This is a genomic window from Pseudomonas sp. dw_358 (assembly GCF_018449655.1).
Lineage (GTDB): Bacteria > Pseudomonadota > Gammaproteobacteria > Pseudomonadales > Pseudomonadaceae > Aquipseudomonas.
In genome coordinates this window covers 78,613-104,472 of record NZ_JAAVUX010000013.1, presented here as the reverse complement: position 1 = coordinate 104,472, position 25,860 = coordinate 78,613, and the positions used below count along the sequence as shown (strand labels likewise).

At 62.9% G+C, this 25,860-nt stretch carries 14 protein-coding genes; 10 read left to right on the top strand and 4 right to left on the bottom strand.

Annotation, left to right across the window (positions count from 1 at the left end):
* Window positions 1-21: 21 nt before the first annotated feature.
* Genes HB675_RS18475 through HB675_RS18455 form a run of 5 tightly spaced genes read left to right on the top strand, consistent with a single transcriptional unit; the run spans window position 22 to window position 11,091 of the window.
* The gene (locus tag HB675_RS18475) at window positions 22-1,287 is read left to right on the top strand and encodes an MdtA/MuxA family multidrug efflux RND transporter periplasmic adaptor subunit (RefSeq protein WP_213880162.1); all 1,266 of its coding nucleotides are present in this window, start codon (window positions 22-24) and stop codon (window positions 1,285-1,287) included.
* Window positions 1,284-4,391, top strand: coding sequence for an MdtB/MuxB family multidrug efflux RND transporter permease subunit (locus HB675_RS18470; protein ID WP_213880160.1), 3,108 nt, complete (start codon window positions 1,284-1,286; stop codon window positions 4,389-4,391). The genes HB675_RS18475 and HB675_RS18470 overlap by 4 nt, the downstream gene beginning before the upstream one ends.
* The gene (locus HB675_RS18465) at window positions 4,388-7,492 is read left to right on the top strand and encodes an efflux RND transporter permease subunit (protein WP_213880158.1); all 3,105 of its coding nucleotides are present in this window, start codon (window positions 4,388-4,390) and stop codon (window positions 7,490-7,492) included. Before HB675_RS18470 ends, HB675_RS18465 begins: the two co-directional genes overlap by 4 nt.
* Entirely contained in the window at window positions 7,492-8,958 is a 1,467-nt protein-coding gene (locus tag HB675_RS18460) for an efflux transporter outer membrane subunit (protein WP_213880267.1), read from the top strand. The genes HB675_RS18465 and HB675_RS18460 overlap by 1 nt, the downstream gene beginning before the upstream one ends.
* A 54-nt stretch (window positions 8,959-9,012) precedes the next feature.
* Entirely contained in the window at window positions 9,013-11,091 is a 2,079-nt protein-coding gene (locus HB675_RS18455; RefSeq protein WP_213880156.1) for a bifunctional diguanylate cyclase/phosphodiesterase, read from the top strand.
* A gap of 96 nt (window positions 11,092-11,187) precedes the next feature.
* Here HB675_RS18455 and HB675_RS18450 read toward each other — a convergent pair whose 3' ends face one another.
* Complete coding sequence (locus HB675_RS18450) at window positions 11,188-12,579, bottom strand: MFS transporter (RefSeq protein ID WP_213880154.1); 1,392 nt, start codon at window positions 12,577-12,579, stop codon at window positions 11,188-11,190.
* Between the two features lie 261 nt (window positions 12,580-12,840).
* Between HB675_RS18450 and cfa the strand changes: the two genes are divergently transcribed.
* Both cfa and hemB read left to right on the top strand, forming a co-directional pair.
* Window positions 12,841-14,007: a cyclopropane fatty acyl phospholipid synthase gene (cfa, locus tag HB675_RS18445; protein WP_213880152.1), complete on the top strand. Its 1,167-nt coding sequence runs from the start codon at window positions 12,841-12,843 to the stop codon at window positions 14,005-14,007.
* 41 nt (window positions 14,008-14,048) lie between these two features.
* Complete coding sequence (gene hemB / locus HB675_RS18440) at window positions 14,049-15,023, top strand: porphobilinogen synthase (protein ID WP_213880151.1); 975 nt, start codon at window positions 14,049-14,051, stop codon at window positions 15,021-15,023.
* 90 nt (window positions 15,024-15,113) lie between these two features.
* Here hemB and HB675_RS18435 read toward each other — a convergent pair whose 3' ends face one another.
* From HB675_RS18435 to HB675_RS18425, 3 genes are all read right to left on the bottom strand, one after another.
* A complete protein-coding gene (locus HB675_RS18435) occupies window positions 15,114-16,181 on the bottom strand; it encodes an NAD(P)-dependent alcohol dehydrogenase (protein ID WP_213880149.1) in 1,068 nt (355 codons plus the stop codon).
* Between the two features lie 111 nt (window positions 16,182-16,292).
* The gene (gene mapR, locus HB675_RS18430) at window positions 16,293-17,708 is read right to left on the bottom strand and encodes a GntR family transcriptional regulator MpaR (RefSeq protein ID WP_213880147.1); all 1,416 of its coding nucleotides are present in this window, start codon (window positions 17,706-17,708) and stop codon (window positions 16,293-16,295) included.
* Window positions 17,709-17,833: 125 nt separating this feature from the next.
* Window positions 17,834-17,986, bottom strand: a complete 153-nt coding sequence (locus HB675_RS18425) for a hypothetical protein (RefSeq protein WP_213880145.1) — start codon at window positions 17,984-17,986, stop codon at window positions 17,834-17,836.
* Between the two features lie 231 nt (window positions 17,987-18,217).
* Between HB675_RS18425 and HB675_RS18420 the strand changes: the two genes are divergently transcribed.
* The 3 genes from HB675_RS18420 to glgB are packed head-to-tail and all read left to right on the top strand — an operon-like array spanning window position 18,218 to window position 25,817.
* On the top strand, window positions 18,218-20,242 hold the full coding sequence (locus HB675_RS18420) for an alpha-1,4-glucan--maltose-1-phosphate maltosyltransferase (RefSeq protein WP_213880143.1): 2,025 nt from the start codon (window positions 18,218-18,220) through the stop codon (window positions 20,240-20,242).
* A 26-nt stretch (window positions 20,243-20,268) separates the two neighbouring features.
* Window positions 20,269-23,595 (top strand): maltose alpha-D-glucosyltransferase, encoded by a 3,327-nt coding sequence (treS, locus tag HB675_RS18415; protein WP_213880141.1) that lies wholly within the window; start codon window positions 20,269-20,271, stop codon window positions 23,593-23,595.
* Window positions 23,592-25,817: a 1,4-alpha-glucan branching protein GlgB gene (glgB, locus tag HB675_RS18410; protein ID WP_213880139.1), complete on the top strand. Its 2,226-nt coding sequence runs from the start codon at window positions 23,592-23,594 to the stop codon at window positions 25,815-25,817. Before treS ends, glgB begins: the two co-directional genes overlap by 4 nt.
* Window positions 25,818-25,860: the final 43 nt, after the last annotated feature.

The window sequence follows — 25,860 nt, the reverse complement described above, 5'->3', positions numbered from 1 at the left end:
TGCCCAAAGGCTGCCCACCGCATGCAATTCACCGCTTCTCGCCCGTTCCGCGGGTTGTTCATTCTGCTTGCCCTGTTGATCCTCGCGGCACTCGGCTGGCGTTATTGGCAAGCCCACGGGACCGCCAGCAGCGCGCAGCCGCAACCCGCGACCGGTAATACGGCTCGGCCCGGCTTCGGCAACTCCACCGCACCCACACCCGTGCGGGTGGCCGCCACCACCCGGGAAGATTTCGCGGTGTACAACAAGGCGCTGGGCACGGTCACCGCGACCAATACCATCAATGTGCGCAGCCGCGTGGCCGGCGAGCTGGTCAAGGTGGCTTTCGAGGAAGGACAGAGGGTCAAGGCCGGCGACCTGCTGGCCCAGATCGACCCGCGCAGCTACGAGATCGCCTTGCAACAGGCTCAGGGGACACTGGCGCAGAATCAGGCGCAGTTGAAGAACGCGCGTATCGACCTGCAGCGTTACAAAGGCCTTTTCGCCGAAGACAGCATCGCCCGGCAGACGCTGGACACCCAGCAGGCGTTGGTGGACCAGTACGAAGGCACCCTGAAAACCGACGAGGCCGCCGTCAACGATGCTCGTCTGAACCTCGAATTCACCCACATCCGTGCTCCCATCAGTGGTCGCGTCGGCCTGCGTCAGCTCGACGTCGGCAACCTGGTGGCGGCCAACGACACCACCGCACTGGTAGTGATCACCCAGATCCAGCCCATCACGGTGAGCTTCACCTTGCCGGAAACCGAGTTGATCCCGGTCCTGGCACGCTATCGCAGCGGTGCACAATTGCCGGTCGAGGCGTGGGACCGGGGTGACCGCCAGTTGCAGGCCACCGGTGTACTGGCCAGTCTGGACAACCAGATCGACACCGCCACAGGCACGTTGAAGTTCAAGGCTCGCTTCGATAACCGGGATGACGCCCTGTTCCCCAACCAGTTTGTCAGCGTGCGGTTGCTGTCCGACACCTTGCGCCAGGTCGTGGTGGTGCCCAGCGCGGCGGTGCAGTTCGGCACTAACGGCACCTACGTGTACCGCCTGGAAGGCGACGACAAGGTCAGCATCCGCAGCCTCAGGCTCGGTCCCACCGACGGTGTGCGCACCGTGGTGGAGGAGGGGCTGGAGGCCGGTGATCGGGTGGTGCTCGAAGGCACCGATCGTTTGCGCGACGGCAGCACGGTGGAGGTGGTCAATGCCGCCGACGAGGTGCCGGTCACGCCGGCCGCTCACCTGCAAGGCAAGACAGGTGCCCCGGCGCAGCCGGCCAAGGGCGCGTCGGCACCATGAATATCTCGCGGCTGTTCATCCTGCGGCCGGTGGCGACCACCCTGACCATGCTGGCCTTGGTGCTGGCCGGATTGATTGCCTACCGCCTGTTGCCGGTGTCGGCGTTGCCCCAGGTCGATTACCCCACCATCCGGGTGATGACGCTGTACCCGGGTGCCAGCCCGCAGGTGATGACCAGCTCGGTCACCGCGCCGCTGGAGCGCCAGTTCGGGCAGATGCCCGGCCTGACCCAGATGGCCTCCACCAGTTCCGGGGGGGCGTCGGTGCTGACCTTGCGGTTCAGCCTGGACATCAACATGGACGTCGCCGAACAGCAGGTGCAGGCGGCGATCAACCGCGCCACCAATCTACTGCCCACGGACCTCCCGGCGCCGCCGGTCTACAACAAGGTCAACCCCGCCGACACGCCGATATTGACCTTGGCAATCACCTCGAAAACCATGCTGCTGCCCCGGCTCAACGACCTGGTCGACACCCGCATGGCGCAGAAGATCGCCCAGCTCAGTGGGGTGGGCATGGTCAGCATCGCCGGTGGCCAGCGCCAGGCGGTGCGCATTAGTGTCAACCCCGAAGCCCTGGCGGCCAACGGCCTGAATCTGGCCGATGTGCGGACCCTGATCGGCGCCTCCAACGTCAACCAGCCCAAAGGCAACTTCGACGGTCCGACGCGCATCTCCATGCTCGATGCCAACGACCAGCTGACCTCGCCCGAGGAATACGCCAACCTCATCCTGGCCTACAACAACGGCGCACCCTTGCGGCTCAAGGACGTGGCCGAGATTGCCGACGGCGCCGAGAACGATCGTCTCGCCGCCTGGGCCAACCGCAATCAGGCCGTGCTGCTCAATATCCAGCGCCAGCCCGGTGCCAATGTCATCGAGACGGTGGACCGCATCAAGGCGCTGCTGCCCGCGATTACCGACAACCTGCCGGCGGGCATCGAGGTCACCGTGCTCACCGACCGTACCCAGACCATTCGGGCCTCGGTGACCGACGTGCAGCACGAGCTGCTGCTCGCTATCGCCCTGGTGGTGATGGTGACCTTCGTCTTCCTGCGCCGCTTCAGCGCCACGCTGATCCCCTCGGTGGCGGTGCCGCTGTCGCTGGTAGGGACCTTCGGGGTGATGTATCTGGCCGGGTTCTCCATCAATAACCTGACCCTGATGGCGCTGACGGTGGCTACCGGTTTCGTGGTGGACGACGCGATCGTCATGCTGGAGAACATTTCCCGGCACATCGAGGAAGGCGAGACCCCCCTGCAAGCAGCGCTCAAGGGTTCGCGGCAGATCGGATTCACCTTGTTGTCCCTGACCTTCTCGCTGATTGCGGTGTTGATCCCGCTGTTGTTCATGGCCGATGTGGTCGGGCGCCTGTTCCGCGAGTTCGCCATCACCCTCGCGGTGGCGATCCTGATCTCGCTGGTGGTGTCGCTGACCCTGACCCCGATGATGTGCGCGCGCCTGCTCAAGCGCGAGCCAGAGCTGCACGAGCAAGGCCGTTTCTACAAGGCCAGCGGCGCTACCCTCGACTGGCTGGTGGCCCGTTACGGCAGTGCGCTGCAATGGGTCCTGCGCCATCAACCGCTGACCCTGCTGGTGGCGGTGGCCACTTTGGTGCTCACGGTGGTGTTGTACTTGATGGTGCCCAAGGGTTTTTTCCCGGTGCAGGACACCGGGGTGATCCAGGGAATCTCCCAGGCGCCGCAGTCGATCTCCTTCAAGGCCATGAGCGAGCGCCAGCAAGCGTTGGCCGAGATCATCCTGGAGGACCCGGCGGTGGCCAGCCTGTCCTCCTACATCGGCGTGGACGGCGACAACGCCACCCTCAACAGTGGTCGCCTGCTGATCAACCTCAAGCCCCATGCCGAGCGCGACCTGAGCGCCAGTCAGGTGATTGCCAGGCTGCAACCCAAGGTTGACGGGTTGGTGGGCATGCGCCTGTTCATGCAGCCGGTGCAGGACCTGACCATTGAAGACCGCATCAGCCGCACCCAATACCAGTTCAGCCTGTCCTCGCCGGATGCCGACCTGCTCGCCTTGTGGAGCAGCAGGCTGGCCGACGCCCTGCACCGCTTGCCGCAGCTCACCGATGTGGCCACCGACCTGCAGGACAAAGGCCTGCAGGTCTATCTGGTGATCGATCGCGACGCGGCCAAGCGCGTCGGGGTCAATATGGCTGACATCACCAACGCCTTGTACGACGCCTTCGGCCAGCGGCAGATCTCGACCATCTACACCCAGTCCAGCCAGTACCGGGTGGTGCTGCAGAGCCAGGACGCCAATGTCATCGGGCCTCAGGCGCTCGAGCAGATCCACGTCAAGACGGCCAGCGGCGGTCAGGTGCGGCTGTCCAGTCTGGCCCATATCGAACAGCGCCAGGCGCCGTTGGCAATTGCCCACATCGGCCAGTTTCCGGCGGTGATGATGTCGTTCAACCTGGCGCCCGGCGTGGCGCTGGGGCAGGCGGTTGACCTGATCAACCAGGCACAGCAGCAGATCGGCATGCCTGTGGGCGTGCAGACGCGCTTTCAGGGCGCCGCCGAGGCGTTTCAAGCGTCGTTGTCCAGTACCCTCTGGTTGATCCTGGCGGCGGTCGTCACCATGTACATTGTCCTCGGCGTGCTCTATGAGAGCTACATCCACCCGATCACCATTCTCTCCACCTTGCCCTCGGCGGCGGTGGGGGCCTTGCTCGGCCTGCTGCTGACCGGCAATGATCTGGGCATGATCGCCATCATCGGCATCATCCTGTTGATCGGTATCGTCAAGAAGAACGCGATCATGATGATCGACTTCGCCCTGGAGGCCGAGCGCAATCAGGGCCTGGACCCGCAGACCGCGATCTATCAGGCCGCGCTGATGCGCTTCAGACCCATTCTGATGACGACGCTGGCGGCGCTGTTCGGCGCCGTTCCCTTGATGCTGGCCAGTGGTTCCGGCGCCGAATTGCGCCAACCCCTGGGGTTGGTGATGGTGGGTGGTTTGCTGGTCAGCCAAGTGCTGACGCTATTCACCACCCCGGTGATCTATCTGTATTTCGATCGCCTGGGCCGGCGCTGGGGCAAGCACCCTGATGCTCAGGCCCCGGCCCAGGCGCAACCATGAACCTGTCCGGCCCGTTTATCCGTCGACCGGTGGCCACCGTGCTGCTGAGCCTGGCGATCATGCTGCTGGGCGGCGTCAGCTTCGGCCTGCTGCCGGTGTCGCCGCTGCCGAACATGGATTTTCCGGTCATTGTGGTTTCGGCCAACCTCGCCGGGGCCAGCCCGGAGGTGATGGCGTCCACGGTGGCGACGCCCCTGGAGCGTTCGTTCGGCAGCATTGCCGGCATCACCACCATGAGCAGCCGCTCCAGCCAGGGCACCACGCGGATCATCCTGCAGTTCGACCTGGGGCGTGACATCAACGGCGCGGCGCGTGAGGTACAGGCCGCCATCAACGCGTCGCGCAACCTGCTGCCCAGCGGCATGCGCAGCATGCCCTCCTACAGCAAGGTCAACCCGTCACAGGCACCGGTGATGGTGCTGACCCTGACCTCCAACACCGTGCCCAAAGGCCAGCTCTATGACCTGGCCTCGACGATTCTGGGACAAAGCCTGTCACAGGTGCCGGGAGTCGGGGAGGTGGCCATTGGCGGCAGCTCGCTGCCAGCGGTTCGGGTAGAGTTGGAGCCGCAGCTGTTGGACCAGTACAAGGTGGCGTTGGACGATGTGCGCACCACCATCGCCAATGCCAACGACCGTCGGCCCAAGGGGTTCGTCGAGAACGACCAGCACAGCTGGCAGATCCAGGCCAACGACCAACTGGAAAAAGCCAAGGACTACCGCCCGCTGATCATCCGCTACCAGGATGGCGCGGTGCTGCGCCTGAGCGATGTGGCGCGGATCAGCGATGGGGTGGAGGACCGTTACAACGCCGGTTTTTTCAACGACGAGTCGGCGGTGCTGATGGTGATCAACCGTCAGGCCGGTGCCAACATCATCGAGACCGTGAATCAGATCAAGGCCCAGCTGCCGGCGCTGCAATCGCTGCTGCCCGGGGGCGTCAAGCTGCAGCTGGCGCTGGACCGTTCGCCGGTGATCAAGGCCACCTTGCATGAAGCCGAGATGACCCTGCTGATCGCCGTGGCGCTGGTGATCCTGGTGGTGTTTCTGTTTCTGGGCAAGGTTCGCGCAGCGTTGATCCCGACCCTCGCGGTGCCGGTGGCGCTGGTGGGCACGTTCGCCTTCATGTACCTGTATGGGTTCTCCCTGAACAACCTCTCGCTGATGGCGCTGATCCTGGCCACGGGGCTGGTGGTGGACGATGCCATCGTGGTGCTGGAGAACATTTCCCGGCACATCGATAACGGTGTCCCGCCTCTCGAAGCCGCCTATCAAGGCGCCCGCGAGGTGGGCTTCACGCTGCTGGCGATGAATGCCTCGCTGGTGGTGGTGTTTCTGTCGATCCTGTTCGTGGGCGGTATCATCGAGAACCTGTTCCGCGAGTTTTCCATCACCCTGGCGGTGTCCATCGTCATTTCCCTGGTGGTGTCGCTCACCCTGACCCCGATGCTCTGTGCCCGTTGGCTCACGCCTCATGTGGCCAGCGAGGAGAACCGCCTGCAACGCTGGAGCCGGCAGGTCAACGACCGCCTGGTGGGGGCTTACGACCGCAGCCTGAGTTGGGTTCTGCGCCACCGCCGGCTGACGTTGCTGAGCCTGTTCCTTACCATCGGCGTCAACATCGTGCTGTACGTGGTGGTGCCCAAGACCTTCATGCCGCAGCAGGACACCGGCCAGTTGCTGGGCTTCGTGCGCGGCGATGACGGCCTGTCGTTCGGGCTGATGCAGCCCAAGATGGACATTCTGCGCACGGCCTTGCTGGCGGACCCTGCGGTGGACACCGTCGCCGGCTACATCGGCGGCTTCAACAGCATCAACAACGGCACCTTGCTGATCCGTCTGGTGCCGCTCAAGCAGCGCGGCATCAACGCCCAGCAGGTCATCGAGCGCCTGCGCAAGGAGATGCCCCCGGTGCCGGGCGCGCGGCTGTTCCTGATGGCCGACCAGGACTTGCAGTTCGGCGGTGGCCGCGAGCAGAGCACGGCGCAATACCAGTACATCATCCAGAGTGGCGACCTGGCGCAGTTGCGCGCGTGGTTTCCGAAGATCGCCGAGGTGTTCAAGAAGCTGCCGCAGCTCACCGCCGTGGACGCCAAGGAAGGCCGGGGCGCGCCACAGACCACCCTGGTGGTCGACCGCGATCAGGCCAAGCGTCTGGGCATCGACATGAGCACCATCAGTGCACTGCTCAACAACGCCTACAGCCAGCGGCAGATCTCCACCCTCTACGACAGCCTCAACCAGTACAAAGTGGTGATGGAGATCAACCCCCGCTTTGCCCAGGACCCGATCACCCTCGATCAGTTGCAAGTGATCACCGCCGCCGGCAGCCGCGTGCCCTTGTCCAGCGTGGCCCATTACGAAAGCAGCCTGGCCCCCGACACGGTGACCCATGAGGGCCAGTTCGCCTCTCAGAGCATCAACTTCGACCTCGCCGAAGGGGTGTCCATGAATGTGGCCAGCGCTGCCATCGAGCGCGAACTGGCGCGGCTGGGCCTGCCCGAGGACATCGTGGTGAAAGTGGCCGGCACCGGCGACGCCTTCGCCGCTGCGCAAAAGACCCAGCCCTTGATGATCCTCGGCGCGCTGGTGGTGGTGTACCTGGTACTGGGGGTGCTGTACGAGAGCTACATCCATCCGCTGACCATTCTCTCGACACTGCCCTCGGCCGGGGTCGGCGCGTTGTTGAGCATCTACGTCACGGGCGGCGAGTTCAGTCTGATCTCGCTGCTGGGGCTGTTTCTGCTGATCGGTGTGGTGAAGAAAAACGCGATTCTGATGATCGACCTCGCGCTGGACCTGGAGCGCCATCACGGCCTGACCACGCTGGAGGCGATCCACCGTGCGTGCCTGATGCGCCTGCGGCCGATCCTGATGACCACGCTGGCCGCCATCCTCGGCGCCGTGCCGTTGTTGTTGAGCAGCGCAGAGGGCGCCGAGATGCGCCATCCCCTGGGCCTGACCATCATCGGCGGCCTGGTGTTCAGCCAGATACTCACCCTCTATACCACCCCGGTGGTCTATCTCTACCTGGATCGCCTGCGCCACCGTTACCTGCGCTGGCGCGGTCTGCACACCGACGCTGCCCTGGATGCCCCGTGATGACACCTCGCCGCTGGACCCCTTCAACGTGTTGCCTGCTGGCCCTGTGGCTGGGTGGCTGCGCCGTGGGCCCCGATTACCATCGCCCGACGGTGATCACCCCGGCCCACTTCAAGGAGGCCGAGGGTTGGCGCCAGGCGCAGCCCAGTGATGCCTTGGCTCGCGGGGCCTGGTGGGCGCTGTACGGCGATGCGCAGCTGGATGGCCTGGTGGCGCAACTCAACCGTTCCAACCAGACTGTGGCTCAGTACGCCGCACAATACCGTCAAGCCCTGGCGCTGGTGCACAGCAGTCGCGGCGCGTTCTTCCCCAGTGGCACCTTGACGGCCGGCAAGACACGCTCCAGCCAGGGCATCGGCAGCAGCGATTCGAGCCTGAGCCAGTCCATCAGCGGTATCCGCGACACCTATGACACCCAGGTGGGCGTGAGCTGGGAAGCCGACCTCTGGGGCAAGTTGCGTCGGGGGCTGGAAGCCAATCGAGCCAGTGCCCAGGCCAGCGCGGCGGACCTGGCCAACATGCGCCTGAGCCTGCAATCGCAGCTGGTACAGAATTACTTGCAGCTGCGAGTGATCGACGAGCAGAAGCGCCTGTTGCAAAACACCGTCGAGACCTACCAGCGTTCGCTCAAGCTCACTGAAAACCAGTACCGTGCCGGTATTTCCGGCAAGGATGCGGTGGCCCAGGCCCAGACCCAGCTGAAAAGCACCCAGGCCGATCTGGTGGACCTGCGCTGGCAACGGGCGCAATACGAGAATGCCATCGCCGTATTGATGGGCCTGCCGCCGGCGGATTTTCGCCTGGCCGAGGTCGACGGCGTGCCGGCGCTTCCCGGCATACCCTTGCAGGTTCCTTCCACCTTGCTGGAACGTCGCCCGGACATCGCCGCCGCCGAGCGTTCGATGATGGCTGCCAACGCCAACATCGGTGTGGCCAAGGCGGCTTACTACCCCGATTTCACCCTGAGCCTCAACGGCGGTTACAGCAGCAGCACCCTGAGCAACTGGATCAGCTTGCCCAACCGTTTCTGGTCAGTGGGCCCGCAGTTGGCCGGTACCCTGTTCGACGGCGGGCAACGATCGGCCGAAGTCGAGCGCACCGAGGCGGTGTATGACCAGACCGTGGCGCAGTACCGGCAGACCGTGCTCGACGGCTTTCGTGAGGTGGAAAACACCTTGAGTCAGCTCAAGGTCTACGCGGATGAAGCCCAGGTACGGGCCGATGCGCTGGCTGCTGCGCGCGAGTCGCTGCGCTTGACCACCAATCAATACAAGGCCGGCCTGATCGGCTACCTGGATGTGGTCAACGTCCAGGCGACGGCGCTGAGCAACGAACGCAGTGTCTTGAACGTTCTGCAAGGCCGTCTGGTGGCCAGTGTGCAACTGATTGCAGCGCTGGGAGGCGGCTGGGACGGCCGTATGGATGAAGGAAAATTACGGTCGCCGGACACGCAACAGTCTGATTAAATGCTTTTTTCAGTCCCGGCACGCTCTGCGCCGAGCCTCTGGCTTGAGATACCCATGCTGACAGGAAGTTACTCGCCGTCTCTGGTCACCATTTCGCTGTGCGTTGCAATGCTGGCGTCCTATACCGCACTGGACCTGGTAGGGCGTGTCGCCACTGCCAGCGGACGGGCCGTCTACCTGTGGATGGCCGGCGGCGCGTTGGCCATGGGCATCGGCATCTGGTCAATGCACTTCATCGGCATGCTGGCTTTCACGCTGCCGATCAAGCTGGGCTATGACCTGCCACTGACGCTGTTTTCGCTGCTGGTTGCCGTGCTGTCGTCGGCGTTTGCCATCTGGCTGGTCAGCCAGCCGCGGCTGCCCCTGGTGCAACTGGTGATGGGGGCCTTGATCATGGGCTCAGGCATCTCCGCCATGCACTACACCGGCATGGCCGCCCTGGACATGCAACCGGGTATCGTCTACGACGTGCCGCTGGTCCTGCTGTCTCTGGTGATCGCTTTCGCCGCTTCGGCCGCCGCGCTGGGAATTGCCTTTCGCCTGCGCCAACACGCGCCACGTGTACGCCGGTTGCGCGGCTTGGCAGCGGTGGTGATGGGCATTGCCATCGTTGGCATGCACTACACGGGCATGGCCGCCGCCCGGTTTCCGACGGGCAGCTGGTGCGCGGCGGCCGGCGATGGTCTGACCGGCAATGGCCTGGACTACATGGTGCTGATGACCACCTTGGCCGTGCTGGGTATCTCGCTGCTGACCTCGGTACTGGATGCCCGTATGCAGGCGCACACCTCGGTGCTGGCCAATTCCCTGAGCCAGGCCAACCAGGAACTGACCCAGTTGGCCTTGCACGATAACCTCACCGGCCTGCCCAACCGCATGCTGCTGGACGACCGCATCGGCCAGGCCATCGAGGCGGTGGGAGAGGAGGGGGGTTGCCTGGCGCTGATGTTCATCGATCTGGATGGTTTCAAACCGGTCAACGATGCCTTCGGTCATCACATCGGCGATCAGCTGTTGCGCGCCGTCGCTGCTCGCTTGCGTGAGGGCTTGTCCAGCAAGCACACGCTGGCACGCATCGGGGGCGACGAGTTCGTGCTGTTGGTCCCGCTGGCCGCGCCGGTGGATGCCTCGGCGGTGGCGGCGCAGCAGGTCGAGCTGATCGCCGCGCCGTTTCAGGTCGGTGATCAGGCCCTGTTGGTGTCCGCAAGCATCGGCGTGGCGATCTACCCCGGCAACGGAGTCGATCAGCATGAGTTGCTGATGAATGCGGACGCCGCGATGTACCACGCCAAGAGTGCCGGCAAGAACGGCTACCGCTTTTTCGATAGCTCGATGAACAGCAACGCGCGCAAGCAGCTGCAATTGCTTCAGGATCTGCGCGGTGCCTTGCCTGGCAAGCAGTTTCGCCTGTTCTACCAGCCCAAGTTCGATGCCGTCAGCGGCGAGCCCGTGGGCGCCGAAGCCCTGCTGCGCTGGGAACATCCGCAGCAGGGCTTGTTACTGCCTGACAAGTTCATCGACATGGCGGAAAAGACCGGCCTGATCATTGCCATCGGTGATTGGGTGCTCGATGAAGCGTGCCGTCAGATGCAACTGTGGATCGAGCAGGGGTTCGGCCACTGGCGCGTGGCGGTCAACCTGTCGGCCTTGCAGTTCTGCCATGCAGGGTTGGTGCAGAGCGTGGCGGCGGCGCTGGCAACCCATAGCCTGGCCGCCAACAACCTGACGCTGGAGATCACCGAAACCACCGCCATGAGCGACGCCGATGCCAGCATGGCGGTGTTGCAGCAGCTGTCGGACATGGGCGTGGACATTTCCATCGATGACTTCGGCACCGGCTATTCGAGCCTGATGTACCTCAAACGGCTGCCGGCCAATGAATTGAAGATCGACCGCGGGTTTGTTCGCGATCTGGAGCAGGACAGCGATGATGCCGCCATTGTCTCGGCCATCGTCGCCTTGGGCCGTGCCCTGGGGCTGCGCATCGTGGCCGAAGGGGTGGAGACCGGCAACCAGCAGGATTTCCTCACCCGTCTGGGCTGTGACTCGCTGCAGGGGTTCTTGTTGGGGCATCCCTTGCCGCCGGACCGGTTCATGTTGCAGATCAAGGCCGGGCAGATGCAGCGGGCTTGAACGCGGGGTCAGCAAAAAGCCCGCGATCCGCACCCGATCCCCCTCAAGGACCAGGCACGAACCGCGGGCTTAGCGGTGTTGCGATCTAAGCTTGAATCAAGTCGACACGCTCAACGACCGTGAACGTGCTTCTTCGTACTCTTTCTTCTCCATCGCCTTGGCGTCCGGTTTGCCCAGCTCGTTCATCGGAATGCGATAGGTCTCGGGTGCAAAGTAGGCCGCAGCCGCTGCGATGATGGTAATGCCGAACGCCATGCCACCGACGATCACCGGGATGTCTGTCGAACCGGGTGGTGCATAAGCGGCAAACAGGGCAGGCAGCAGCGCCGTGATCAAGGTGCCGACGTTCTGCGCGATGGCCATGGCCGATACGCGATAGCGGGTCTGGAACAGCTCCGGGTAGAAGCTTGGGAACACCGCGTTGTAGCCTTGGTAGAACACGCCCCACATCAGGAAGGACATGGCCATGGCCAACGGTACGCTGTGGATGCTGATGGCGTACAGGTAGCCGAACGACAGCAGGCCAGAGCTCAGGCAGCCGAAGATCATGGTCGGACGACGGCCGATCTTGTCCGACAGGTTACCCACGAACGGAATCACGATGACCGCGATGACGTTGCCGATCACCGGTATCCACAGGTACACGCTCTTCGAGAAGCCGATGCCGTAGGCCGGTTGCACCGCATAGGCCGCACCGAACACGGTGGCCACCACCGGAATCACGTTCATCAGCGCCATGCACACCACCAGGGCCATGTGCTTCCAGCTGTGCACGAAGGCTTCCTTGATGGGCGAGCGGGGTACCGTACTGGCTTGCTCTTCCTTGGTGAACGCCGGGGTTTCGTGAACTTCCTTGCGGATGATGTAACCGGCGATCAGCACGATGGCGCTGAGCAGGAACGGAATCCTCCAACCCCACTCGTTGAACGCCTGGTCAGGCATGAAGTAAGCCAAGGGCAGGAAAATCGCGGCGGCAAAGATCTGGCCGGCCTGTACCCCTTGCAAGGTGAAGCTTGCAAAGAACCCGCGCCGCCCGAACGGCGCATGCTCCATGATCATGGAACTGGCCCCGGAGATTTCCCCCGCCACGGCAAAGCCCTGGATCAGGCGCAGCAGCACCAGCAACGCGGGCGCCAGCACCCCGACCTGACCGTAGGTCGGCAACAGGCCGACGGCCATGGTGGCAAAGCCCATCATGAACATGCACAGCAGCAAGACGTTCTTGCGACCGCGGGTGTCCCCCCAGTGGCCCAGCACGAAGGCGCCGACAGGGCGTGCTACATAGCCCACGCCATAGGTCGCCAACGAGGCCACGATCGCCACTTTGGGGTCGGTATTGGGGAAGAAAATCTGGGGAAATATCAACGCCGCCGCCTGGGCGTAGATAAAGAAGTCGTAATACTCCAATGCTGAGCCGATCCAACCGCTGGCGGTGGCTTTTTTCGACTGCCCGGAGCCCTGCGACGAAGTGTCAACTTGGCTGGTCATGCTGTGTCTCCGTTTGTTTTTATTATTTGAAGCTTATGCCCCGTCAGCGCGAAACTAACTGGATAGTCCATATTTATCAGCAGCGTCCCGGCACTGTCAATGGTAGTTGATGAGGCAGTGTTCGGTAGTCGCACAGGATTGTTGCGAAACCCGCAAAGAAGTTTCATCTCCAGCGCCTTGTTCCGCGGTTGGCAGCGGGGATAAGCTCATGGACTGCACAGGCTGTCGTTTCAGCGTCACGAAACTGAACAGGGAATCGTCATGCAGAGCAAATTTTCTGGCCCACCGGCCGCAGAACCATCAGCACGACCTGCCGGTAACAGCGCCATGCGCTTTACCCAGGACCTGCTCGCCAAGGCCGGTCTCCAGCTCGATGGCGCCGCCCCCTGGGACATGAAGCTCATAAGCCCGGACGTGCCCCAGCGCGCCCTGGCCGAGGGCAACCTGGGGTTGGGCGAAGCCTATATGAATGGCGATTGGGAAGCCGAGCAACTGGACGAATTCTTCGCCCGGCTGCTGCGGGCGGGTGTCGCCGAGATGATCAACCCCGCGGCGCTGATGTTTCATGCCCTCAAGGCCCGGCTGCTGAACCTGCAGACCCGCCAGCGGGCCTGGCAGGTGGGCGAAGAGCATTACGACCTGGGCAACGACTTCTACGAGAGCATGCTCGACCCACGCATGGCCTACACTTGCGGTTACTGGCGCGACGCCAAGGATCTGGACGAGGCGCAGAACGCCAAGCTGGACCTGATCTGCCGCAAGCTGAACCTGCAGCCGGGGATGCGCGTGCTGGACATCGGCTGCGGGTGGGGCAGTTTCATGTCGTACGCCGCCGAGCACTACGGGGTGGAATGTGTCGGCGTGACCATTTCCCGCGAGCAGCGCGACTGGGCTGCCCAGCGCTATGCCGGCCTGCCGCTGGAGTTTCGCCTGCAGGACTATCGTGATGTCGACGAGCCATTCGATCACATCGTCAGTGTTGGCATGTTCGAACACGTGGGGCGCAAAAATCACCGCACCTATATGGAAACCGTGCATCGTTGCCTGAAGGACGAAGGGCTGTTCCTGCTGCATACTATTGGCAAGAATCAGCGCAACAGCACCACCGACCGCTGGATCGACAAGTATATTTTCCCCAATGGCGACCTGCCGTCCATTGGCCAGATTGGTGACGCCATCGACGGGTTGTTCGTGGCCGAAGACATGCACAACTTCGGCGCCGACTACGACAAGACCCTGATGGCCTGGTTTGACAATTTCGAGGCCGCCTGGCCCCGCTATGCCCAGCAGATGGGCGAACGTTTCTATCGTATGTGGCGTTATTACCTGTTGTCGTGTGCCGGTGCCTTTCGCGCCCGGGACATTCAGCTCTGGCAATGGGTACTGTCGCGCAAAGGCGTGATTGGCGGTTATCAGCGCGTCAGCTGAACCGTGTACGCTTTCATGAGTCATTCACTGAAGGTTTTATGATGTCCAGTCAGTTCCCGTACACCCGCCCGCGCCGCTTGCGCGGTTCCGAATCCATGCGTTCGCTGTTCCAGGAAACAGCATTCAGCCTGGACGACCTGGTGCTGCCGATCTTCGTCGAAGAAGAAATCGACGATTTCGTGCCCATCACCAGCATGCCCGGGGTGCGGCGCATTCCTGAAAAGCGTCTGGCTCAGGAAATCGAGCGCTATGCGCGGGCGGGCATCAAGTCGGTGATGACCTTTGGTGTGTCCCACCACCTGGATGCCGACGGCAGTGACACCTGGAACGACAACGGCCTGGTGGCGCGGATGACGCGTATCTGCAAGGACGCCGTGCCGGAAATGATCGTCATGTCCGACACCTGCTTCTGCGAATACACCGCCCATGGCCACTGCGGAGTGATTCACCATGGCAAGGTCGACAACGATGCAACCTTGGCCAATCTGGGTCGCCAGGCGGTAGTGGCCGCCCAGGCCGGCGCGGATTTCATCGCCCCTTCGGCGGCCATGGACGGTCAAGTGCAGGCCATCCGCAGCGCGCTGGACGGCGCCGGCTTTACCGACACCTCGATCATGGCCTATTCCACCAAGTTCGCCTCGGCGTTGTACGGCCCGTTCCGCGAGGCCGGTGGCAGCGCGCTGAAAGGTGATCGCAAAAGCTATCAGATGAACCCGATGAACCGCCGCGAAGCGGTGCGCGAGTCGCTACTGGACGAACAGGAAGGCGCTGACGCGCTGATGGTCAAACCGGCCGGGGCTTACCTGGACATCATCCGCGACATCCGCGAAGCTTCGCGTCTGCCCTTGGCGGCGTATCAGGTGAGTGGTGAATACGCCATGATCAAGTTCGGCGCACAGGCCGGCGCCATCGACGAAGACCGGGTGGTGCGCGAGAGCCTGGGGGCGATCAAACGCGCCGGGGCGGACCTGATCTTTACCTATTTCGCAATGGATCTGGCGATGAGCGGGATCTAGGTAACGCCCGCCGCGGGCTTGGGGCGCTCCTGCGGATCAAACCGTACGCAGGAGCACCCGAACGCCGCAACAGGGTTTAGGCCCTCGCCATCAAGCTGCGTTGGCTTCTTTCTTCAGACTGTCCATGTCGATCACGAAGCGATATTTCACGTCGCCCTTGACCATGCGCTCATAGGATTCGTTGATGTTCTGGATATCGATCATTTCGATGTCCGAGACGATCCCGTGTTTGGCGCAGAAATCCAGCATGTCCTGTGTTTCCTGAATGCCGCCGATCAGCGAGCCGGCCAGGCTGCGGCGCTTGAAGATCAGGTTGAACACAGTAGGCGAAGGGTGCGGGCTGTCCGGGGCGCCGACCAGGGTCATGGTGCCGTCGCGCTTGAGCAGGTTGAGGAAGGCGTCCAGGTTGTGCGGGGCTGCAACGGTGTTGAGGATGAAGTCCAGGCTGTTGGCCACCTTGGCCATCTCGTCTTCGTTTTTGGACACCACCACCTGATTGGCGCCCAGGCGCAGACCGTCTTCACGCTTGCCGGGCGAGGTGGTGAACAAGGTCACGTCGGCACCCATCGCGTGCGCGATCTTCACGGCCATGTGACCCAGGCCGCCGAGGCCGACCACGCCGACCTTGGTGCCAGGGCCGACCTTCCAATGATGCAGCGGCGAGTAAGTAGTGATGCCGGCGCACAATAGCGGCGCGACCGCGGCCAGTTGCTTCTCGTCGTGGGAGATGTGCAAGGCAAACTTCTCCTTCACCACGATGTTGTCGGAGTAGCCACCGTAGGTGTTTTCGCCGCCGAACACCGGGCCGTTATAGGTGCCGGTGAAGCCGTTTTCGCAGTATTGCTCTTCGCCTTCGGCGCAGGAGGCGCAGTGCTGGCAGCTGTCGACCATGCAACCGACCCCGGCCAGGTCACCGACTTTGAACGTCGTCACGGCAGAGCCGACGGCGGTGACGCGGCCGACAATCTCGTGCCCAGGTACCGAGGGGTACAGGGTGTTGGCCCATTCGTTGCGCGCGGTATGCAGGTCGGAGTGGCAAACGCCGCAGTACAGGATGTCGATCTGGATGTCGTCGGCATTCGGCGCGCGGCGCTCGAAGGTAAAAGGCTTGAGCGAATCCTTGGGATCCTTGGCAGCGTAGCTGTAAGTCTTGGCCATGGGTGTTGTCACCTTGCTTGGATGGATAAATCGGAAGACGAAACCAGCAGACCAGCATAGCCGCTTAAGCGTTCATGTGAGTGAAACTGCTATCACCGTGGTTGATGGAAATCATGCACCGAATTGATCGATCAAACGCCCGAGGGTCGCCATGGCGCGCTCTGAGACTTGATCCCAAGGCTTGCCGTAATTGAGGCGCACGCATTGGGCAAAGCGCCGCGTCGGCGAGAAGATCGGCCCTGGGGCAATGCTGATTCCCAATTCCATGGCCAGGCGAAACAGCACCAAAGAATCGACCGCATCCGGCAGTTGCAGCCAGAGGAAATAACCACCGTTGGGCCGACTGACCCGCGTAGACGCTGGAAAGTACTTCGCCACGGCGGCCAGCATGGAACGTTGCTGCTGCGCCAGCGCCTGGCGCAGTTTGCGCAGGTGCCTATCGTAGCTGCCATGCTCCAGATAATCGGCGATGGCGGCCTGGGCGGGCATCGACGCGCACAGGGAGGTCATCAGTTTCAGCCTCTCGACCTTCTGCGCGTAGCGGCCGGCGGCCACCCAGCCGACCCGGTAGCCCGGTGCCAGGCTCTTGGCGAACGAACCGCAATGCATCACCAGACCGTGGCGGTCGAAGGCCTTGGCCGGTTTCGGTGCGTGAGGTCCGTAATAGAGTTCCGCATAGACGTCGTCCTCGATCAACGGCACCTGGTGCTGATGCAACAAGGCCACCAGCGCCTGTTTGTGCGCCTCGGACTGGCTCGCTCCGAGGGGGTTCTGAAAGTTGGTCATGCTCCAGCACGCCTTGATCGGCAGGCGCTGCAGCTGTTCGGCCAGCACCTGCAGATCGATGCCGTCTCGCGGGTGCACCGGGATCTCCACGGCCTTGAGCTTCAAGCGCTCGAGCACTTGCAGGCAGGCGTAAAAGGCCGGCGCCTCGATCGCCACCAGATCGCCCGGCTCGGTGACGGCTTGCAAGCACAGGTTCAACGCTTCGAGGGCGCCGTTGGTGATCAACAGTTCCTCCATGGGCATGTCCAGCCCGGCCAACCGGTAACGCAGGGCAACCTGCCGGCGTAACGCCGGGTTGCCCGGGGACAGGTCGGTTACGGTGAGGGTCGGGTCCATGTCGCGGCTGGTGCTGGCCAGCGAACGGGCAAGGCGCTGCAAGGGGAACAACGTGGGGTGTGGAAAGGCCGAGCCGAAGGCCACGGTCTGCGGGTTTTTCATCGAGTCGAGAATGGAAAACACCAGCTCGCTGACGTCCACCGGGGTCGATTCGGCGGGGGCGGCCACCACCGGGGGATCGGTGAACGGGCGGCTGGCCAGTGGATTGACGAAATAGCCCGAGCGCGGCCGGGCGTGGATCAGGCCCTGACGCTCCAGCAGGTAGTAGGCCTGAAAGACCGTGGACGGGCTGACGCCATAATGCTGGCTGGCGTGGCGCACCGACGGCACGCGAGCGTCCGCCATCAGCACGCCCGTGCGGATCAGCTCGGCGATGGCATCGGCGAATTTCTCGTAGCGTTTCATGGCATCGAGGGCTCACGCAAAGGGTTGCACTATGCCACCTGAGACCGGTTCAGAACAGATGCAGCGGGAAGGGAAAAATACGGAGCAGACACGCCATCGGGCGTCTATGCTCCGCGTGCACGGCTTTACAGTTGGCGCGCCGGAACGTCCGGCGCCGGGTCGCCTTCGGGCGGCCTCACGGGCACCGGAGGGACTTCGGTAGGGTCGATCTCGGGGGGTGGCAGCTCCGGATCGTCGATGTTCGGGTCTTCGGGTTCGGGAGGAATCGGCAATGTCATGTGGCTGTCCTCGCAAGGCAGGCAGAAAGGCGATTGACAGGCCCTTTCAGCAGGCCTGTCCAATAGTGGACCCACAGAAGTCACGATAGATCCCACCCGCATCCGCCCCCCGCCGTCCAACCCCAAATCCGTATGAACTTTCCCGCCGTGCCGGGCTTCGAAGCTAGTGGCCCCAAAGGCTAATTGGACCCCGAACATGCGCGTCCCACTGGGCGCAAGGAGCAATGCTCGATGACTGCCGACGCACCTGCAAATGCCGATCAGAGCCCCGATCCACACGCCGCGCCGAGCTGGCCGCTGAGCCTGTCTCAGGCGCTGCTGCTGCCCCGCATCGTGATCGAATCCACCACCCCGGTGATCGAGGGCGGTGTGTTTGCGGTCAAGGCGGTAGTCGGCCAGCGCCTGACGGTGGACAGCAAGGTCTACGCCGACGGACACGACAAGATGGCTGTCGTCCTGCGCTGGCGTGAGAGCAACGGAGGCGAGTGGCAGAGCGCCAACATGCGCGACCTGGGCAACGACAGCTGGCAGGGCGAACTGTATGTCGACAACGTCGGGCGGCATATCTTCATCATCGAGGCGTGGATCGATCAGTTCGCCAGCTATTGCTACGAGTTGGAAAAGAAATTCGGGGCCGGGGTGTCCACCACCCTGGAACTTGAAGAAGGCCGCCAGCACTTGCACAAGAGCGCCGAGCGCAGCGAGGGCGAGCTCAAGGACAAACTGCTTTACCTCCATGGCCGCCTTGCCGAACTGGACACCGAGGGCCAGGTCGAGCTGCTGTTGGACAGCGACACCGCCGCCACCATGGCCCGGGCCGATCATCGCGCCTTCCTCAGCCGCAGCGCCGAGTTCCCGCTGGATGTGGAACGGCCCTTGGCGCAATTCGCCAGCTGGTACGAGCTATTTCCTCGCTCCATCACCGATGACAAGGCCCGCCACGGCACCTTCAACGATGTGCACAACCGCCTGCCGATGATCCGCGATATGGGCTTCGACGTGTTGTATTTTCCGCCGATCCATCCCATCGGCCGCGCGCACCGCAAGGGCCCTAACAATTCGCTGACCGCCGGCCCCGATGACGTCGGCAGCCCCTATGCCATCGGCAGCCCGGACGGTGGCCACGAGGCCATTCACCCGCAGCTGGGCAGCCGTGAGGATTTTCGCCGGCTGGTGGCAGCGGCGGCCGACCATGGCCTGGAGATCGCGCTGGACTTTGCCATCCAGTGCTCCCAGGACCACCCTTGGTTGAAAGAACACCCGGGCTGGTTCTCGTGGCGGCCCGACGGCACCATTCGCTACGCGGAAAACCCGCCGAAGAAGTATCAGGACATCGTCAACGTCGACTTCTATGCCGCCGATGCGGTGCCCGGTCTCTGGCTGGAATTGCGCGACGTGATCATGGGCTGGGTGGCCGAAGGGGTGAAAGTCTTTCGCGTGGATAACCCTCACACCAAACCATTGCCGTTCTGGCAATGGTTGATCGAGGACGTGCGCAGCAAGGATTCCTCGGTAATGTTCCTTGCCGAGGCTTTCACCAAACCGGCGATGATGGCGCGTCTGGGCAAGGTCGGCTATTCACAGAGCTATACCTATTTCACCTGGCGCAACTCCAAGGCGGAGCTGGCCACCTACCTGGGTGAACTGAGCACGCCGCCGCTGGCCTGGTGCTACCGGCCAAATTTCTTCGTCAATACGCCGGACATCAACCCGCCGTTTCTGCATGAATCCGGTCGCCCCGGTTTTCTCATCCGTGCGGCGCTGGCGACCATGGGCTCGGGCCTGTGGGGCATGTATTCGGGCTTCGAACTGTGCGAGTCCGCCGCCATACCCGGCAAGGAAGAGTACCTGGACTCCGAGAAATACGAGATCCGTCCCCGGGACTACACCCAGGCGGGCAACATCATTGCCGAAATAGCCCAGCTCAACCGGATCCGCCGGCAGAACCCGGCCCTCCAGACCCACTTGGGCATTGCCTTTTACCAGGCGTTCAACGACAACATCCTCTACTTCGGCAAACGTACCGCCGACAAGGAAAACTTTATTCTGGTGGCGGTCAGCCTCGACCCCTACAACGTGCAGGAGGCCAACTTCGAGTTGCCGCTGTGGGAGTTGGGCCTGGATGACAACGCCACCACCGCCGGCGAGGACCTGATGACCGGCCACCGCTGGAACTGGTACGGCAAGACTCAGTTCATGCGTATTGATCCGTCCCGCACGCCATTCGGTATCTGGCGCTTCAGCAAGGCCCAATGAACCGTCCTCACTGACAGAGAAGAATAATGGCCAAGAAACCCCGGTCTGCCGAGTTCATCAGTGACCCGCTCTGGTACAAGGATGCGGTGATCTATCAGGTTCACGTCAAATCCTATGCAGACTCCAACAACGACGGGATTGGCGATTTCCCCGGCCTGATCGGCAAGCTTGACTACATTGCCGACCTGGGGGTCAACACCATCTGGTTGCTGCCGTTCTACCCTTCGCCACGGCGCGATGATGGTTATGACATCTCTGAATACAAGGCCGTGCACCGCGACTACGGCACCATGGCCGATGTCCGCCGCTTCATCGCCGAAGCCCATGCCCGAGGCTTGCGGGTGATCACCGAGCTGGTGATCAACCACACGTCTGACCAGCACCCGTGGTTTCAGCGCGCGCGCCGGGCCAAGCCGGGCTCGCGGGCACGGGATTTCTATGTGTGGTCCGACAGCGACCAAAAATATGACGGTACCCGGATCATCTTCCTCGACACGGAAAAGTCCAATTGGACCTGGGACCCGGTGGCCGGCCAGTATTTCTGGCACCGCTTCTACTCCCACCAGCCGGACCTCAATTTCGACAACCCGCAGGTGATGAAGGCGGTGCTGGGGGTCATGCGCTACTGGCTGGACATGGGCATCGATGGTTTGCGGCTGGACGCCATCCCGTACCTGATCGAGCGTGACGGCACCAACAATGAGAACCTGCCCGAGACCCATCAGGTGCTCAAGCAGATTCGCGCGGAAATCGACGCCAACTACCCGGACCGCATGTTGTTGGCGGAGGCCAACCAGTGGCCGGAAGACACCCAGCTGTATTTTGGCGACGTGCACGGCAAGGACGGCGACGAATGCCACATGGCTTTCCACTTTCCCTTGATGCCGCGCATGTACATGGCGCTGGCCCAGGAAGACCGCTTCCCCATTACCGACATCCTGCGCCAGACCCCGGAAATCCCGGCCAACTGCCAATGGGCGATCTTTCTGCGCAATCACGATGAGCTGACCCTGGAAATGGTCACCGACCGCGAGCGCGATTACCTCTGGAACTACTACGCCGCCGACCGTCGGGCGCGCATCAACCTGGGGATTCGCCGCCGCCTGGCGCCGCTGCTGGAGCGCGACCGCCGGCGTATCGAACTGCTCAACAGCCTGCTGCTGTCAATGCCCGGCACGCCAACCATTTATTACGGCGACGAAATCGGCATGGGCGACAACATCTACCTGGGCGATCGCGATGGTGTGCGCACGCCCATGCAGTGGTCCATCGACCGTAACGGCGGTTTTTCCCGCGCCGACCCGGCCAGTCTGGTGCTGCCCCCGATCCAGGACCCGCTGTACGGCTACCTGTCGGTCAACGCCGAAACCCAGGCCGGCGACCCCCATTCGCTGCTCAACTGGCACCGGCGCATGCTCGCGGTGCGCAAGCAGCAAAAGGCCTTCGGCCGCGGTACCTTGAACATGCTCACCCCGGCCAATCGCCGGATCCTGGCTTATACCCGCGAGTACACCGGGCCGGACGGCAAGACCGAAATCATCCTGTGCGTCGCCAATGTGTCCCGGGCCGCCCAGGCCGCCGAGCTCGAGCTGTCGCAATTTGCCGGCATGGTCCCGGTGGAAATGCTCGGTGGCAACGCGTTCCCGCCCATAGGGCAGCTGAATTTCCTGCTGACCTTGCCGCCTTATGGTTTCTATTGGTTCCTGCTCGCTCCGGAGGCTCAGATGCCCAGCTGGCACGTGGAACCGGCACAAAGTCTGCCGGACTTCACCACCCTCGTTCTGAAAAAACGCATGGAAGAACTCCTCGACGACCCGTCCCGCACCACCTTGGAAGGGACGGCGTTGCCGCAGTACCTGCCCAAGCGCCGCTGGTTCGGCGGCAAGGACGCGGGTGTGGCCAAGGTACGGATTGCCTACGGCGTGCGCTTCGGCAAGTCCACCAGTCCCGTGTTGCTCAGCGAAATCGAAGTCACGGGGGGCGACGGCCAATCGAGCCGGTACCAGTTCCCGTTCGGTCTGCTGGGCGAGGATCAGTTCAGCAGCGCGTTGCCGCAGCAGCTGGCCTTGTCCAGAGTACGGCGCGGCCGCCAGGTCGGCCTGATCACTGACGCTTTTGTCCTGGAAACCTTTATTCACGCGGTGCTGGCCGGGATTCAGAGCGATCTGCGGCTGCCGGCCGGTGAGGATGAACTGCGGTTTATCCCGACCGCGCAGCTGGGCAAGCTGGCCTTGAACGATGAGTCGGCCATTCGCTACCTGTCGGCCGAGCAGTCCAACAGCTCGGTGGTGATCGGCGGCGCGATGGTTTTGAAAATGATCCGCCGGGTCAACGCAGGTGTCCACCCGGAGCTCGAAATGGGCGCCTTCCTCACCGAGGCCGGCTACGCCAATATTTCCCCGCTGCTGGGCTCGGTCAGCCGCGTCGCCGCGGACGGCACCCCCAGCTTGCTGATGATTGCCCAGGGCTTTCTGGCCAACCAGGGTGATGCCTGGGAGTGGACCCAGAACAACCTGGAGCGAGCGATTCGCGACGAGATGGAAACCGCCCATTCCGAGCAGGAACAACACTACAACGCCTTGGGCGAGCTGGCCGATTTTGCCGGGTTGCTGGGCCAGCGTCTGGGTGAAATGCATGTGGTACTGGGAGCGCCGACCGAAGACCCGGCTTTCCGCTCTCGCGCCAGCGGCAAGAAAGATGGGCAATTGTGGAGCAAGAGTGTCGGCGCCCAGCTGGAGCGTGCCCTGCAGTTGCTTGAACAACGCCGCCCGGATCTGGACGCCGAGGCCCAAGGCCTGGTGGACAAGCTGCTGGGCCAGCGCAAGGCCTTGCTCAAGCACGTCGATACACTGAGCCAGCGTGCCGTCGGTGGGTTGATCATGCGTGTCCATGGTGACCTGCACCTGGGCCAGATCCTGGTGGTGCAGGGCGATGCTTACCTGATCGACTTTGAAGGCGAGCCGGCGCGGCCGCTGGAAGAACGCAGGGCGATGTACAGCCCGTTCAAGGACGTCAGCGGCGTGCTGCGTTCGTTTGATTACGCGGCCGCCATGGCGGTGCGCAACGCCCAGAGCGTGGATGTTTCCGAACACGCCGCCGAGGCCCGTCAACGGGTCGGTGACCGCTACCTGCGTGAGGCACGGCAGGCGTTTATCGACGCCTACAGCCTGGCCACTCAGAGCCTGCCCCACGTCTGGCAGGACACCGACGGCGAGCGCGCTGCACTGGAATTGTTCAGCCTTGAAAAGGCTGCTTACGAAATTGCTTACGAAGCCGAGAATCGCCCGAGCTGGCTGGCCGTGCCTTTGCATGGCTTGTTCGGGCTGCTGAGCACAAGGGGAGAATTGTCATGAGTGCGCACCAAGAACAAGGATTGGGTCAGGGCGGCACTTTGCCTTCCCCGGCCGATATAGAAGCGCTGATTCGTGCCGAGCATCAAGACCCGTTTTCGATCCTCGGCCCCCATCCGGACGGCGCCGAGGGCCAGTACATCCGTGCTTATCTGCCCAATGCCCTGAGTGTCCAGGTGCTGGCCCGGGACTCGGGCGATACGCTTGGCCCACTGGAGCAGAGCGCCACACCGGGGCTCTTCACTGGCCACTTCGCAGGCCGCCAGCCATACCTGCTTAAAGTGCAGTGGGCCGGGGGTGAGCAGGTGAGCGAAGACCCCTATAGCTATGGCGCGCTGCTGGGGGAAATGGACCTGTATTTGTTTGCCGAGGGCAATCATCGCGACCTGGGCCATGCGTTGGGCGCCCAGTTCGTTCAGATTGACGGCGTGGACGGCGTACGCTTTGCCGTGTGGGCACCGAATGCCCGACGGGTGTCCGTGGTGGGTGACTTCAATGCGTGGGACGGCCGCCGTCACCCGATGCGCCTGCGTCATCCCAGCGGCGTCTGGGAGATTTTCGTGCCGCGCCTGCAACCGGGCGAGGCCTACAAGTACGAAGTATTGGGCCAACACGGGATACTGCCACTCAAGGCCGACCCTGTGGCCCTGCAGACTGAGTTGCCGCCGGCCACCGGCTCGCGGGTGGCCAAGCCCCTGCACTTCAACTGGGAAGATCAGGAGTGGCTGGACAGCCGCGCCGAGCGCCACAGCGTGCATGCGCCGCTGTCGATCTACGAGCTGCACGCCGGCTCCTGGATGTGCGAGCTGGACGAAGCGGGCGAGGTGGTGCGCTCCTACAACTGGCACGAACTGGCCGAGCGCCTCATTCCGTACATTCAGCAAACCGGTTTCACTCACATCGAGTTGATGCCGATCATGGAACACCCGTTTGGCGGCTCCTGGGGTTATCAGCCGCTTTCGCAATTCGCGCCCTCGGCCCGCTATGGCACCCCCGAGGACTTTGCCGAGTTCATCAACGCCTGCCACAAAGCGGGCATTGGCGTGATCCTGGACTGGGTCCCGGCGCACTTTCCTACCGACACTCATGGGCTGGCCCGTTTCGACGGCACTGCGCTATACGAGTACGACAACCCGCTGGAAGGCTTTCACCAGGACTGGGACACGCTGATCTACAACCTGGGCCGTACCGAAGTGCACGGCTTCATGATTGCTTCGGCGGTGCACTGGCTCAAGTACTACCACGTCGACGGCCTGCGGGTGGACGCCGTGGCCTCGATGCTCTACCGCGATTACTCGCGCAAGGCCGGCGAGTGGGTGCCGAACAAATATGGCGGCCGGGAAAACATCGAGGCCATCGAGTTCCTGCGTCACCTCAATGACGTGGTCGCGGTCGAGGCCCCCGGCGCGCTGGTGATCGCCGAAGAATCCACCGCGTGGCCAGGGGTCAGTCAGCCCACCCAGCAGGGCGGCCTGGGCTTCAACTACAAGTGGAACATGGGCTGGATGCATGACACTTTGCACTACATCCAGAACGACCCGATTCACCGTGCTCATCACCACAATGAGCTGAGCTTCGGCCTGATGTACGCGTTTTCCGAGCATTTTGTGCTGCCCATTTCCCACGACGAAGTGGTGCACGGCAAACACTCGCTGATCGACAAGATGCCGGGGGATCGCTGGCAAAAGTTCGCTAATCTGCGGGCCTACCTGACCTTCATGTGGACCCATCCGGGCAAGAAACTGCTGTTCATGGGCTGCGAATTCGGCCAGTGGCGCGAGTGGAACCATGACCATCAACTGGACTGGTATCTCACCCAGTACTCCGAACACTTGGGGGTTCAGAAACTGGTGGGCGACCTCAACCGCCTGTACCGCAGCGAACCGGCGCTGCACGATCAAGATTGCCAGCCCCAAGGCTTCCAGTGGCTGATCGGCGATGACGCCACCAACAGCGTCTATGCCTGGCTGCGCTGGAGCCGTGAAGGCGAGCCCTTGCTGGTGGTGGGCAACTTCACCCCGGTGCCGAGGGAGGGCTATCGCGTTGGCGTGCCCTTCGCTGAACGCTGGACCGAGGTGCTCAACAGCGACGCGGACCTGTATGCCGGCTCTAATTTCGGTAACGGTGGGGCCGTGGAGACCGAACACGTCGCAGCGCATGGCCAGCCGTTGTCGTTGAGCTTGAACCTGCCGCCGTTGGGGGTGTTGATCTTCAAGCCGCAGTAAGCATTGGCTGCCGTCCGGTCAAGTGATCGGGCGGTGGTTTTCC

Excerpts from the sequence above, each read along its gene's own strand:
- HB675_RS18450 (WP_213880154.1), bottom strand. The coding sequence starts at position 12,579 with ATGACCAGCCAAGTTGACACTTCGTCGCAGGGCTCCGGGCAGTCGAAA.
- mapR (WP_213880147.1), bottom strand. The coding sequence starts at position 17,708 with ATGAAACGCTACGAGAAATTCGCCGATGCCATCGCCGAGCTGATCCGC.
- HB675_RS18420 (WP_213880143.1), top strand. The coding sequence starts at position 18,218 with ATGACTGCCGACGCACCTGCAAATGCCGATCAGAGCCCCGATCCACAC.
- HB675_RS18470 (WP_213880160.1), top strand. The coding sequence starts at position 1,284 with ATGAATATCTCGCGGCTGTTCATCCTGCGGCCGGTGGCGACCACCCTG.
- glgB (WP_213880139.1), top strand. The coding sequence starts at position 23,592 with ATGAGTGCGCACCAAGAACAAGGATTGGGTCAGGGCGGCACTTTGCCT.
- HB675_RS18475 (WP_213880162.1), top strand. The coding sequence starts at position 22 with ATGCAATTCACCGCTTCTCGCCCGTTCCGCGGGTTGTTCATTCTGCTT.
- HB675_RS18460 (WP_213880267.1), top strand. The coding sequence starts at position 7,492 with ATGACACCTCGCCGCTGGACCCCTTCAACGTGTTGCCTGCTGGCCCTG.
- HB675_RS18435 (WP_213880149.1), bottom strand. The coding sequence starts at position 16,181 with ATGGCCAAGACTTACAGCTACGCTGCCAAGGATCCCAAGGATTCGCTC.
- cfa (WP_213880152.1), top strand. The coding sequence starts at position 12,841 with ATGCAGAGCAAATTTTCTGGCCCACCGGCCGCAGAACCATCAGCACGA.
- treS (WP_213880141.1), top strand. The coding sequence starts at position 20,269 with ATGGCCAAGAAACCCCGGTCTGCCGAGTTCATCAGTGACCCGCTCTGG.
- HB675_RS18465 (WP_213880158.1), top strand. The coding sequence starts at position 4,388 with ATGAACCTGTCCGGCCCGTTTATCCGTCGACCGGTGGCCACCGTGCTG.
- hemB (WP_213880151.1), top strand. The coding sequence starts at position 14,049 with ATGTCCAGTCAGTTCCCGTACACCCGCCCGCGCCGCTTGCGCGGTTCC.
- HB675_RS18425 (WP_213880145.1), bottom strand. The coding sequence starts at position 17,986 with ATGACATTGCCGATTCCTCCCGAACCCGAAGACCCGAACATCGACGAT.
- HB675_RS18455 (WP_213880156.1), top strand. The coding sequence starts at position 9,013 with ATGCTGACAGGAAGTTACTCGCCGTCTCTGGTCACCATTTCGCTGTGC.